General features: G+C 60.4%; 12 protein-coding genes. 8 read left to right on the top strand and 4 right to left on the bottom strand.

Annotated features, from left to right (window positions below; all coding sequences use genetic code 11):
- Positions 1-129: 129 nt before the first annotated feature.
- On the bottom strand, positions 130-1,125 hold the full coding sequence (locus ACW9HX_RS15750; protein ID WP_457381305.1) for a GlxA family transcriptional regulator: 996 nt from the start codon (positions 1,123-1,125) through the stop codon (positions 130-132).
- A 101-nt stretch (positions 1,126-1,226) separates the two neighbouring features.
- On the opposite strand from ACW9HX_RS15750, the gene ACW9HX_RS15745 reads away from it, so the two are divergent.
- From ACW9HX_RS15745 to ACW9HX_RS15715, 7 genes are all read left to right on the top strand, one after another.
- Positions 1,227-1,781, top strand: a complete 555-nt coding sequence (locus ACW9HX_RS15745; protein ID WP_457381304.1) for a cysteine hydrolase family protein — start codon at positions 1,227-1,229, stop codon at positions 1,779-1,781.
- Between the two features lie 155 nt (positions 1,782-1,936).
- The gene (locus ACW9HX_RS15740; RefSeq protein ID WP_192559110.1) at positions 1,937-2,605 is read left to right on the top strand and encodes a YjfI family protein; all 669 of its coding nucleotides are present in this window, start codon (positions 1,937-1,939) and stop codon (positions 2,603-2,605) included.
- 17 nt (positions 2,606-2,622) lie between these two features.
- Complete coding sequence (locus ACW9HX_RS15735; protein ID WP_273538177.1) at positions 2,623-3,321, top strand: PspA/IM30 family protein; 699 nt, start codon at positions 2,623-2,625, stop codon at positions 3,319-3,321.
- A gap of 123 nt (positions 3,322-3,444) precedes the next feature.
- Positions 3,445-4,080, top strand: coding sequence for a DUF2491 family protein (locus ACW9HX_RS15730; RefSeq protein WP_457381303.1), 636 nt, complete (start codon positions 3,445-3,447; stop codon positions 4,078-4,080).
- 13 nt (positions 4,081-4,093) lie between these two features.
- Positions 4,094-4,519, top strand: a complete 426-nt coding sequence (locus tag ACW9HX_RS15725; RefSeq protein ID WP_085712345.1) for a DUF350 domain-containing protein — start codon at positions 4,094-4,096, stop codon at positions 4,517-4,519.
- A gap of 17 nt (positions 4,520-4,536) precedes the next feature.
- The gene (locus ACW9HX_RS15720; protein ID WP_457381302.1) at positions 4,537-5,238 is read left to right on the top strand and encodes a DUF1190 domain-containing protein; all 702 of its coding nucleotides are present in this window, start codon (positions 4,537-4,539) and stop codon (positions 5,236-5,238) included.
- 2 nt (positions 5,239-5,240) lie between these two features.
- Complete coding sequence (locus ACW9HX_RS15715; RefSeq protein WP_457381301.1) at positions 5,241-6,398, top strand: glutathionylspermidine synthase family protein; 1,158 nt, start codon at positions 5,241-5,243, stop codon at positions 6,396-6,398.
- A gap of 65 nt (positions 6,399-6,463) precedes the next feature.
- Here ACW9HX_RS15715 and ACW9HX_RS15710 read toward each other — a convergent pair whose 3' ends face one another.
- The 3 genes from ACW9HX_RS15710 to ACW9HX_RS15700 form a co-directional block, all read right to left on the bottom strand.
- Positions 6,464-7,669, bottom strand: a complete 1,206-nt coding sequence (locus tag ACW9HX_RS15710) for an acyltransferase family protein (RefSeq protein ID WP_457381300.1) — start codon at positions 7,667-7,669, stop codon at positions 6,464-6,466.
- A gap of 264 nt (positions 7,670-7,933) precedes the next feature.
- Positions 7,934-8,452: a single-stranded DNA-binding protein gene (locus tag ACW9HX_RS15705; protein WP_003228709.1), complete on the bottom strand. Its 519-nt coding sequence runs from the start codon at positions 8,450-8,452 to the stop codon at positions 7,934-7,936.
- A gap of 9 nt (positions 8,453-8,461) precedes the next feature.
- Positions 8,462-9,859 (bottom strand): MFS transporter, encoded by a 1,398-nt coding sequence (locus tag ACW9HX_RS15700; RefSeq protein ID WP_457381299.1) that lies wholly within the window; start codon positions 9,857-9,859, stop codon positions 8,462-8,464.
- A 191-nt stretch (positions 9,860-10,050) separates the two neighbouring features.
- On the opposite strand from ACW9HX_RS15700, the gene uvrA reads away from it, so the two are divergent.
- Positions 10,051-12,885, top strand: a complete 2,835-nt coding sequence (gene uvrA / locus ACW9HX_RS15695) for an excinuclease ABC subunit UvrA (protein WP_457381298.1) — start codon at positions 10,051-10,053, stop codon at positions 12,883-12,885.
- Positions 12,886-12,921 lie beyond the last annotated feature (36 nt).

Genomic DNA, 12,921 nt, shown 5'->3' with positions numbered 1-12,921 from the left:
TCAGGCCAAGCGGCGGCTGCGCGAAACCCCACGCAAATCAGTGAATTAGCCTTTTGGTACTGGCACCCCGCCCGTTTCAATCTGCACGACTGCCGCCATGACCCCGGCATTTTGCACGACCGTCAGACGTTATCTCGTCAGCACCGTCGGCGGCGTCACGCCAAACCGCGTCCGATAATCGCTCGGCGCCAGCCCGGTGATTTTCTTGAAGATCGCGCGAAACGCTCCCGGATCCTGATAACCCACCGTCCACGCGATGTGATCGATGGTGCCGTTGGTGAACTCGAGCATCTCCCGCGCCTTGCCGACCCGCAGGTGCTGGCAGTATTCGGTGGGTTTCAGGCCGGTCGCGGCACGGAACCGACGCAGGAACGTGCGCTCCTCCAGCCCCGAGCGCTCAGCCATCGAGGCCAGTGAAACGTCAGTCGCACCGGTGCTTTGCAGCCAGTGCTGGACCTTGAGAATCGACGCATCGCCATGGCCGAGGATTGGCGCGAAATTGCTGCCGCAGGCACTGGCACTGTCGCTGTGTTCCATTACCAGGAACCGCGCGGTGGCGCTGGCGATACTCGGCCCCAGCAGACGATCGACCAGCCGCAGCCCCAGCTCCGACCAGGCCATGAGCCCGGCCGTGGTGATCAGGTCACCGTCATCGACAATCGGCGTGTCGGCCTTGAGCCTGATGTCTGGATAGCGCTCGGCAAAGGCCTTGGCCGAGGTCCAGTGAGTGGTGGCGCTGCGACCGTTGAGCAGACCGCTTTCGGCCAGCAGCCACGAGCCGACGCAAACCCCGCCCAGCGTCGCGCCCCGGCCATGCTGGTCGCGCAACCATTGCAGCAGTCCCGGCGATGCCTGCTCTGCGCAGAACCCGGCGATCGACGGTGGAATCAGCACCGCCAGCATGCCTGCTTCGTCAGCGGGAAGACTGTCGTAGACCCTGACCGGCGCCTGCTCCTTCTCGACCTGCCAGTGACTCACCCGCAGCCTTGGCAATTGCGCGGCCTGATGCTCGACCGCGATCCGGTCGGCGACACCAAACAGGTCGGTCAAGCCATGCACCGCCGCCAGTTGCGCACCGGGATAAATCAGTACGCCCAATTCGGCAACGGCCCTTTCAACACCCATTGTCAGTTTTCCCCTGTCTATTGTCGGTGCGGCCAATCCTCGAAGACGTGGCCGGCGCCGATACTGATTCCACACCAACAAACACTTCGAGGAAACACCCCATGGCCAGGCAAGCACTCATCGTAGTCGATATCCAGAACGACTACTTCCCCCAAGGCAAGTGGCCGCTGGCTGGTGTCGACGCCGCCGCCGACAACGCCGCCCGACTGATTGCTGCGTTCCGTGAAGCGGGTGAACCGGTGATCCATATCCGTCACGAGTTCACCTCGGCGGATGCCCCGTTTTTCACCCCGGGCTCCGAGGGCGCCAAGTTGCATTCCAAGGTGCTCAACCGCGCCGATGAACCGGTGGTGCTCAAGCACTTCGTCAACTCGTTCCGCGAAACGCAACTGCAATCGATCCTCGATGAACAAGACATCAAGGAGCTGGTAGTCGTCGGCAGCATGAGCCACATGTGCATCGATGGCGTCGCCCGCGCGGCGGCGGATCTGGGTTACACCGTCACGGTGATCCACGATGCCTGCGCCACCCGCGATCTGGAATTCAATGGCCTGACGGTGCCGGCGGCCTACGTGCACGCGGCATTCATGTCGTCGCTGGGCTTTGCCTACGCCAGTGTGGTCTCGGCAGACGAATTCCTCGCGGCCAACCGTTAATCCTCGTCCGCGAACCTTCGCAGGAAACCCAGGCCCGCCATGTTGCGGGCCTTTTTCCGTGCGCGAAAAAAAATCTCACGCGTGAGCCATTGATGGCACTTTGAATTGGTTGTAGTGTGGCTCACGCGTGAGATGTTCATAACGGAGTCATCGCCATGAAAAGCAACTCCCCTGCAACAAAATCGGAGAGCCCGAAGGGAGTGCGCTCGACAACGTCCGCGAAAAAACCGTCGAGCTTCTATATGAAGCAGATGCGCGCGGGCCTGGCAGCCGCCGGTTATGTGAAACACGAAACTTGGGTGCTTCCCGAAAACCGAAGCTTGCTCAAGCAAATGGAGCAACAGCTACGCCAACCGATTCTGGCTGGCTCTTTCATGTCGGAGAATTACATGAGCGCAGGCAACAACTGGAACATCGATAGCCTCTACAACGCTTTCAAGGCACTGGACGAGGTGGCATCGCAAGAGATCACGCTGTCCCTGATCCAGAGCTCCGAACCCAGCCTCAAGCTGGAAATGAACGAATTCGGCGGCCTGCCGATTCACATCGCCATCGCGGGTCAGCAGATCATCGTCGACACCGTGCTGGTGGACATCGATTCGATCACCGACGTGCGTACGTTCAACGATGCCGTCCTGCGCAGCCGGGAAATGTTCCCGCTGTCGTCGATCGGCATCGAGACCATGCCCAACGGCCAGACCGTCTACAACATGTTCGGCGCGCTGAGTGCAGATTCGAGCCTGACCAACGTGGTCACCGAGGTCAAAACCCTGGTCGATAACGTGCAGCGCGCCAGCGAAGCCTTCGAACACTTCTTCAAGTAATCAACAGGGAAAATCCAATGACTCAGTCCATCTGGAACAAGTTGTTCACCGCTCTGCGCGGCGGCGCCAATGAAGTCGGCGAAGCGATCGTCGACCAACAGGCCCTGCGCATCCTCGACCAGGAAATCCGTGACGCCGACAGCGCCCTGTCCAACGCCCGTCGCGAACTGGTCACCATCATGGCCAAACACAAGCTGTCCGCCGACCGCGTGAGCGAGTACGACGCCAAGATCAAGGACCTGGAAGCCAAGGCTGTTTCCGCCCTGAACGCCGGCCGTGAAGACCTGGCGATGGAAGTGGCCGAAGCGATTTCGACCCTGACCAACGACCTGACCACCGAGAAAGCCCAGAGCGACGAGTTCGGCACCTACGCCGAAAACATGCGCAAGGACATCAACAAGGCCGAAGCACGAATCAAGAGCCTGCGTCAGCAAGTGGACATGGCCAAGGCCCGTGAAAGCGTGCAGAAAGCGCAGGTCAGTGCCTCCATCGCCAGCGGCGGCGCCAACGGCAAGCTGGAAACCGCCGTCGGCACCTTGAACCGTCTGCAAGAGAAGCAAAAACAACGTGCCGCCGAGCTGAACGCTCAGGACGAACTGGCCGATGCCACGACCGGCAACGACCTGGAGCGCAAACTGCGCGACGCCGGCATCACGCCGAACGAGGGCAGCGCCAACGCGATCCTCGAGCGACTGAAGCAGAAGTCGGCCCAGTAAGGGCTGCCAGAGAAAAGAAGGGCACCGGGTGCCCTTCTTTTTTGCCTGCTCGATTGTCACGAGGCCGGTACACTAGCGGCGATTTGCCAACGAACACCTCCACCCGCTTCAAGGAATGTACCCATGGGATGGTTAAAGAACTTGCTGGGGACCCCGGCTCCAACACCGGAAGCTGTCGGCGGCCCGCTTGGCCTGGCGCAGGGCAAGGGGATCCGGTTCGATACGACGCTCGGCCTGCTGCTCGATGGCAGCACTTCGGTACGGGTGCCCGATGCCCAGGCCATCTGGAGTGCCGGCTGGATCGACCTTGGTCAGTCGAACAAGCTGCATCGCTATTACTTGAACAACGAAGATTTCTGGCTGCAGGTCCACGTCACCGGCGACGACCAGATCGAATCGGTGACCCTGTTCAATTACGTCAGCTACGTCACCGTCAACAGTGACGCCGAGTTGCAGCGACTGGCGGGCCCGAACAGCCTGATCGGCCTGCCGGCCTACACCCATGACGGTGTGTCCTTCACCCGTGAATGGGGTACCGAACGCGGCCAGACCGAACTGGTCCCGCTCACCGAACAAGTGGTCAATCCCGACGAGTCCTACACCATCGAACACCATTCGATGCTGTATGCCCGGGAAACCGGCCTGACCGACCGCCGTGAACTGCTGCTGTTCTCCGTCGAACAGGACGAAGAAGGCACCGTCAGCCTGAGCACATCGCTCGGCATCTCGCTGTACACCACCGATCTGAGCACCATTTAAAAGGAAGTTCCCCATGCTGGAAGTGCTGTCCGTTTCCCTGAACAAGGCCGCGCTGGTCGGTTTCGCCGCCTACCTGATCGGCGCCGTGCTGCTGTTCATGCTGTTTCAGTTCGTCTACACCCGCATCACGCCACACAAGGAATTCGAACTGATTCGCGGCGGCAACAACGCTGCCGCCATCGCCCTGTCAGGTGCGATCATCGGTTTCGCGATTCCGGCGAGCAACATCATCGCCCACTCGATCAACGTCCTCGATTTCGTGCTCTGGGCAGTCATCGCCGCCGCCGTGCAATTGCTGGCATTCCTGGCCACCGGGCTGGTGCTCAAAGGCACATCCCAACGCATCGCCAACGGTGAAGTCGCCGCCGGCATCTACGTCGCTGCGGTGGCGATCAGCGTCGGCATGCTCAACGCCGCGTGCATGACACCGTCCTACTGAACGGCAGGAAGCCTGAGATGAAACGAAGCAAGTACGTTCAACTGTCCCTGGCGGCCTCGGTGGCGCTGGCGATTTCCGGCGAAGTGGCCGCCCAGGAACAACGCAACTTCCAGAGCGTGGAACAGTGTGTCGACGCCGAAGTGGCTGCCGATGCCTGCTCGAACGCCTACGTTGCGGCCCTGACCGAACACCGGCGCATCGCCCCGGCCTATGACGACAAGGCACAGTGCGACGCGGACTTCGCCGCCGGTTGGTGTCAGAAGAATTCCGACGGCCGTTTTGTACCGAAGCTGGGTGGCTTCAAGGTGCCGCAAAGTGTTGAGCCGGCGCAGAACCTCGATGCGATCGCCAATGCGCAGATGCCAGCGGGTGACCCGGCACCTGCCCAGACAACACAGAGCACATCCCACGTTTCCAGTGGTGGTGGCGGTGGCGGTGGTAACGGCTGGCTCAGCGGGTGGCTGATCGGCAATGCCATGAGCAACAATCGCGCAAGCGACACACGGACGGTCTATCGCGATCGTGACACTCGCCAGACATACGACACCTCGACACTGAACCGCCGCATCGAATCGGCTCCGACGACTCGAAGCGATTCGGACTACACCAGCTCCCGCAGCAAGTCGGTCAACGTGGCGTCTTCGACTTCCCGTGGCGGTTTCGGCAGCCAGTCCAGTGCGCGCAGCGGTTGGGGCGGCTGGGGCAGTTCGAGCAGCTGATCATGAAGAAGATCCATTGCGCAGAGCGCCACGACTGGAAACAGACGGCCGAAAGCCTCGGCTTCCTGTTTCACACCATCGACGACGAACCCTACTGGGACGAGCGCGCGTACTACCAGTTCACGCTCGCGCAGATCGAAAACGATCTAGAGGATCCGACCACCGAACTGCACGAGATGTGCATGGATCTGGTCGACCGGGTCGTGCACAGCGAGGAATTGCTTGATCGTCTGAGCATTCCCCCGTCGTACTACGACATGATCCGAACGTCCTGGCTGGAAGGTCATCCGCATCTGTACGGACGCATGGATTTCTCCTACGGCGGCAATGGCCCGGCGAAGTTGCTGGAGCTCAACTACGACACGCCCACCAGCCTGTACGAAGCGGCGGCGTTCCAGTGGGGCTGGCTGGAGCAATGCATCGAGCGCGGAATGCTGCCGCGCCATGCTGACCAGTTCAACAGCATAGATACCCGCCTGCACGAAGCCTTTGCCCAGCTGAAGCTCAAGCGCCCGTTCTACTTTGCCTCGATGAAAGGCTCGGTCGAGGACAAGGGCACCACGGACTACCTGCGACTGATCGCGGAAAAGGTCGGCATTGAATCACGGCACATCGATATCGAAGACATCGGTCTGACCGCCGAAGGACGCTTCGTCGATCTTGAAGATCGCTGGATCCCGCACCTGTTCAAGCTGCACGCTTGGGAGTTCATTTTCCACGAACCGTTCGGCGCTGCCATTGCCGAATGCGACACGCAGTTTTTCGAACCGGCCTGGAAGGCCATTCTCTCCAACAAAGGCGCCCTGCCCTTGCTCTGGGAACTGCATAAAGGCCATCCGAACCTGCTGGCTGCGCATCTCGACCCGAATCCAGGCAGCGCGGTGCCCAAGGGCTGGGTACGCAAACCGTACTTTTCCCGTGAAGGCGCCAACATCGAGCTGCAAACCGCCGACGGTCTGATTGTCAAAGAGGACGGCCCCTACACGGACGCGCCCTTCATCCTGCAGGAATTTGCGCCGCTGCCGAAGTTCGATGACAGCTACACGCTGATTGGCTCCTGGGTGATCGGCGACCAGGCAGCGGGTATCGGCGTACGTGAAGACAACAGTCTGATCACCAAGGATTCGAGCCGGTTTTTACCGCATCTGATTCTTGACTGATTCGAGGCTGGCATTAAAAAACCCGTAGCGTTTGCGCGCTACGGGTTTTTCGTTTCCGGCATCGATTACGACAATTCGGTCGTACGCGCCGGCACCTCAGACACAGGCTTGTCCTTGACGGGTTCGGCGGTGCTGACCCCGGCCATTCTCCGGCGCGCGATTTCCGCACCGCGACGACGCAATGGGGTTTCGACAAAACGGTAGTTCAGCTCGCTGCACACCAACATGATTGCAAACGAGGTGAGCAACATCTGCACAGTGAACTCCGGCCCCAGCTCGACACCTCTTTCGCTGGCCACCCGGCTCCAGATCTCGGTGCTCAAGTGGTAGGCGAACATATGCACGACGTACAAGGCGTATGAGCGCGAGCCCAGCCATTGCCCGAGTCCGCTCAAAATAGCCGGACAGTAGATGTAGCCCTTCTGGTAGCTGGAGAGCCAGACAAGAATCAACGCATTGATTGCGATCAGCCCCACCGCGATCGGCATGGCGATCATCTGACCGGCAATGGCGCCGAGCATGTAAAGCAGGAACAGCGTGAGCGCCAGCCGCTTGAACAAGCTGGCACCCAATGCCGTGGGTTCAATGTCCTTGTACAACGATGTGCGTGTAAACAGGCACAGCAAAATGCCCCACATCATCGCATCCAGACGGAACGAGAAAAGCATGCCGGCCAATGGCCCGCCAAACGCATAGCGATTGAAGGGGAACTGCACGGCGATCAGCGCGATCAGGGTGATCACCCGCCAGCGCGTGGAGGTGATCAGCAGCAGGAACAGCGGGAAAATGAAGTAAAACTGCTCCTCCAGCGCCAGGCTCCAATACACCGAGTTTGGCCCCAGCAGGACGCCGTACTGGTTCGCCAGATTCCCCGTGAATGTCGCGACGGCGGTGAAGCTGCGCAGATTCTCGAACCACGACTGGAAAGCATTCGACTGGTTGAAAAAGATCGAAAACGCCAGCGGGATCAGCACCCACAGCCACGCCGTGGGCAATAGACGATAGGCGCGACGAATCCAGAATGAAGTGGCGGCGAGGCCGAACCGGTTTTGTTCGCGGTTCTTGTCGAAGTAGTCGAGATAGGCCTTGCTGACGACAAAACCTGAAATACAGAAGAACAGATCCACCCCCGACCAAGGGGAATAGACGTTGAAGAGCTTCTCCATGAACGCGTTATGGAATGGCAACAGCAGAGTGCTATGGGCAAAGACCGTCATCAGGATGGCCACTCCGCGCAGGTACTCGATTTCCTTGTTCTTGCTACTGCTCATCGTTTTCTCTTGTTCTTGTGATGGAACTGACACCCGACACCGGGGAGCCCGCTCTTGCAAAATGGACGGACTCGAAAGCGCCGGACCGATCATGGATTGGCTTGCCGCTGCCTTCAAGACTCTACGCGAAACTTTATTGCCCTGAACGCGGGGACCGATCAGTCAGTTCACGATCATCGAAAACCATGTGCGCCGACCAAAACGACGAAGCCCCCGCAATGCGGGGGCTTCGAATGCAAACCGGAAAGGGTTCGGGCGCTTCAATCAGAACGGGATATCGTCATCGAAACTGTCGAAATCCGGAGCTGGCTGCGGTGCGGCCTGCTGTGGAGCCGGAGCCGAACGCTGTTGCGGTGCCGACTGCTGCGGACGCGGAGCCTGTTGGCGTGGCGCCTGCTGCTGATAGTTGTTGCCACCGCCTTGTTGGTCGCCCTGTTGTGGACGGCCGCCCAGCAGTTGCATGGTGCCTTGCATGTCGACCACGATTTCGGTGGTGTAACGCTTGATACCGTCTTTTTCCCACTCACGGGTCTGCAGCTTGCCTTCGATGTATACCTGCGAACCCTTGCGCAGGTATTCGCCGGCGATTTCGGCAACCTTGCCGAACATCGATACACGGTGCCACTCGGTCTTCTCGACCTTCTGACCGGTCTGCTTGTCGGTCCATTGCTCGCTGGTCGCCAGACTCAGGTTGGTCACGGCGTTACCGTTGGGCAGGTAGCGTACTTCGGGATCCTGGCCGCAAGTACCGACCAGAATGACTTTGTTAACCCCACGGGCCATAACGTTCTCCTAGGCTTCGCACGCAGTCTGCGCCGGGTTGTTCACCAGGCGCTCAAGAGTGGTGCGATCCATTAATTCGGTGTCCAGTTTGATGTAGATCGCCGCTTCATCAGCAACTATGACTGCATCAGTTACCCCTACGAGGGCCTTGAGACGCTCGACCAGACCCGCTTCGCGGATCGCTTCGGGCGACAACGGCAGGCGCAGGCTCGTCACGTAGGGAGGTTCGCGCATGGTAACAGCAAAGGCCAGCCAAAGTGCAGCCAGCCCGGCACATCCGAGGAACACAACCGACAGACCGCCATGCTGGAACATCCAGCCGCCGAGAATCCCGCCGAGTGCAGAACCGAGGAACTGGCTGGTGGAGTACACGCCCATCGCCGTGCCTTTGCCACCTGCCGGTGAAACCTTGCTGATCAGCGACGGCAGCGAGGCTTCCAGCAGATTGAACGCGGTAAAGAACACCACCGTCCCGATCACCAGAGCCCGCAAGCTGTCACCGAACTGCCAGAAGAATAGCTCAGTCAGCATCAGCGTCATGACGGCGCCGAGCAAAACTCGTTTCATTTTGCGTTTTTTCTCGCCGTAGATAATGAACGGAATCATGGCGAAGAAAGAGATCAGCAAGGCTGTGAGGTAGACCCACCAATGCTGCTCCTTGGGCAGCCCGGCTTTTTCGACCAGGGCCAGGGGCAGCGCGACGAAGCTCGACATCAACATCGCATGTAACACAAAGATGCCCAGGTCCAGCCGCAGCAGGTCCGGGTGCTTGAGCGTCGGCATCAACGCCTGACGCGCCACGCCGGATTCGCGATGACTCAGCGGCCCGGTGGACTTCGGCACCATGAACATCACGATCACGATGCCGACCAGTGCCATCCCGCCAGTGGCAAGGAACAGACCGGACAGACCAAACGCGCGGGTCAGCAGAGGACCGACCACCATGGCCACGGCGAACGACAGGCCGATGGTCATGCCGATCATGGCCATGGCCTTGGTGCGGTGTTGTTCGCGAGTGAGATCGGAAAGCAGGGCCATGACCGCCGCTGAAATCGCGCCGGCGCCCTGCAGGACGCGGCCGGCAATCACGCCCCAGATCGAGTCGGCCTGGGCCGCCAGCACACTGCCGAGGGCGAAGACGATCAGCCCCAGATAAATCACAGGACGGCGGCCGATACGGTCGGAAATGATCCCGAACGGAATCTGGAAAATCGCCTGGGTCAGGCCGTAAGCGCCAATCGCCAGCCCGATAAGGGCCGGGGTCGCTCCCGCCAGATCCATGCCATAGGTCGCCAGTACCGGCAGCACCATGAACATGCCAAGCATACGGAAGGCGAACACCAGGGCCAGACCGCTCGCCGCGCGGGTCTCGCTGCCACTCATGCGTTCGCTGTGGGGATCGTGCATGGAAAAACCTCGTGTGAACCGGCGGCGATTCTACCAGTCCCATCGAAAGACGGGGTATATCGCGACGCTTTGCCACGTACAGATGAAACTCTCTTCATGTAAGGCAGAAATCCCTTCACTTGATAGTGTGCATCCATCCAGTATTTGGCCGTATACTCCTGTGTTTTCGACGCCCGCCGAGCGAGGCCATTTTGGACAAGATCCTGATTCGTGGGGCCCGCACCCACAACCTGAAGAACATCGACCTGACCCTGCCACGGGACAAACTGATCGTCATCACCGGCCTGTCCGGATCCGGCAAGTCGTCCCTGGCCTTCGACACGCTGTACGCCGAAGGTCAGCGCCGCTATGTCGAATCCCTGTCGGCCTACGCCCGGCAGTTCCTTTCGATGATGGAAAAGCCCGACGTCGACACTATCGAAGGCCTGTCGCCGGCGATCTCCATCGAACAGAAGTCTACCTCGCACAACCCGCGCTCCACGGTCGGCACCATCACCGAAATCTACGACTACCTGCGTCTGCTCTATGCGCGCGTCGGTACGCCGCGCTGCCCGGATCACGACATCCCGCTGGAAGCACAGACTGTCAGCCAGATGGTTGACCTGGTGCTGGCACAGCCGGAAGGCAGCAAGCTTATGCTGCTGGCGCCGGTGATCCGCGAACGCAAGGGCGAGCACCTTTCGGTATTCGAAGAGCTGCGTGCCCAGGGTTTCGTCCGGGCCCGGGTCAACGGTCGGCTCTGCGAGCTGGACGAGCTGCCGAAACTGGATAAGCAGAAGAAGCACACGATCGAAGTCGTGGTCGACCGCTTCAAGGTGCGCGCCGACATGCAACAGCGCCTGGCCGAATCCTTCGAGACCGCGCTGAAGCTGGCGGACGGCATCGCTCTGGTGGCGCCGATGGACGACGAGCCGGGCGAAGAGATGATCTTCTCAGCACGTTTCGCCTGCCCGATCTGCGGCCATGCGATCAGCGAACTGGAACCCAAGCTGTTTTCCTTCAACAACCCGGCCGGTGCCTGCCCGACCTGTGACGGTCTGGGCGTGAAGCAGTTTTTCGACATCAAGCGGCTGGTCAACGGCGAGCTCACGCTGGCCGAGGGTGCGATTCGCGGCTGGGACCGGCGCAACGTCTATTACTTCCAGATGCTTGGCTCGCTGGCCGCACATTACGGCTTCAGCCTGGAGCAGCCGTTCAACGAACTGCCGGCCGATCAGCAGAAGTACATCCTGCACGGCAGCGGTTCGCAGAACGTCGATTTCAAATACCTCAACGACCGAGGCGACATCGTCAAACGCTCGCACCCGTTCGAAGGCATTGTGCCGAACCTCGAGCGTCGCTACCGCGAAACCGAGTCGGCGAGCGTGCGCGAAGAACTGGCGAAGTTCCTCAGCACCCAGTCCTGCCCGGATTGCCGTGGCACCCGTCTGCGTCGAGAGGCGCGGCATGTATGGGTTGGCGAGAAAACCCTGCCGGCAGTGACCAATCTGCCGATCGGCGATGCCTGCGACTACTTCGGCGAACTGAAGATGACTGGCCGGCGCGGTGAAATCGCCGACAAGATCCTCAAGGAGATCCGCGAGCGTCTGCAGTTCCTGGTCAACGTGGGGCTGGACTATCTGTCGCTGGATCGCAGCGCCGACACGCTGTCTGGCGGTGAAGCCCAGCGGATTCGCCTTGCCAGCCAGATTGGCGCAGGCCTGGTCGGTGTTCTGTACATTCTCGACGAACCGTCCATCGGCCTGCACCAGCGCGACAACGATCGACTGCTCGGCACCCTCAAGCACCTGCGCGACATCGGCAACACGGTGATTGTGGTCGAGCATGACGAAGACGCGATCCGGCTGGCCGACTACGTGGTGGATATCGGCCCGGGCGCCGGGGTTCATGGCGGGCAGATCGTCGCCGAGGGCACGCCGGCCGAAGTCATGGCGCACCCGGATTCGCTGACCGGCAAATACCTGTCGGGGCGGGTCAAGATCGAAGTGCCGGCCAAACGCACGCCGCGCAACAAGAAACAGGTCCTGTCGCTCAAGGGCGCGCGCGGCAACAACCTGCGCAACGTCGATCTGGAAATTCCGATCGGTCTGCTGACGTGCGTGACCGGTGTTTCCGGCTCGGGCAAATCAACGCTGATCAACAACACGCTGTTCCCGCTGAGCGCCACGGCACTCAATGGCGCAACCACTTTGGAAGCGGCAGCCCACGACAGCATCAAGGGCCTGGAGCATCTGGACAAGGTCGTCGATATCGACCAGAGCCCGATCGGTCGTACGCCGCGCTCCAACCCGGCAACCTACACCGGTCTGTTCACACCGATTCGCGAACTCTTCGCAGGCGTGCCCGAGTCCCGCTCCCGTGGCTATGGCCCGGGGCGCTTCTCGTTCAACGTCAAGGGCGGTCGTTGCGAAGCCTGCCAGGGCGATGGCCTGATCAAGGTGGAAATGCACTTCCTGCCGGACATCTACGTCCCGTGCGACGTGTGCAAGAGCAAACGCTACAACCGCGAAACCCTGGAGATCAAATACAAGGGCAAGAGCATCCACGAAACCCTCGAAATGACCATCGAGGAAGCGCGGGAGTTCTTCGACGCGGTGCCGGCGCTCGCGCGCAAGCTGCAAACACTGATGGATGTAGGTCTGTCGTACATCAAGCTCGGGCAGTCGGCGACTACGCTATCCGGCGGTGAGGCGCAGCGGGTCAAGCTGTCTCGCGAGCTGTCCAAGCGCGATACCGGCAAGACCCTGTACATCCTCGATGAGCCGACCACCGGTCTGCACTTCGCGGATATCCAGCAATTGCTGGATGTGCTGCATCGACTGCGCGACCACGGCAACACTGTGGTGGTGATCGAACACAACCTCGACGTGATCAAGACCGCCGACTGGCTGGTGGATCTCGGGCCCGAGGGCGGTTCGAAAGGTGGGCAGATCATTGCTACCGGAACACCGGAGGAAGTGGCCGAGATGAAGCAGTCTCACACCGGTCATTACCTCAAGCCGCTGCTGATCCGCGATCGAGCCTGATTGCCGGACATGAAAAAGCCCCTGTCACTTCTTAAC

The organism is Pseudomonas sp. SDO52101_S400 (genome assembly GCF_054071635.1).
This window is presented reverse-complemented; position numbering and strand designations above follow the sequence as displayed.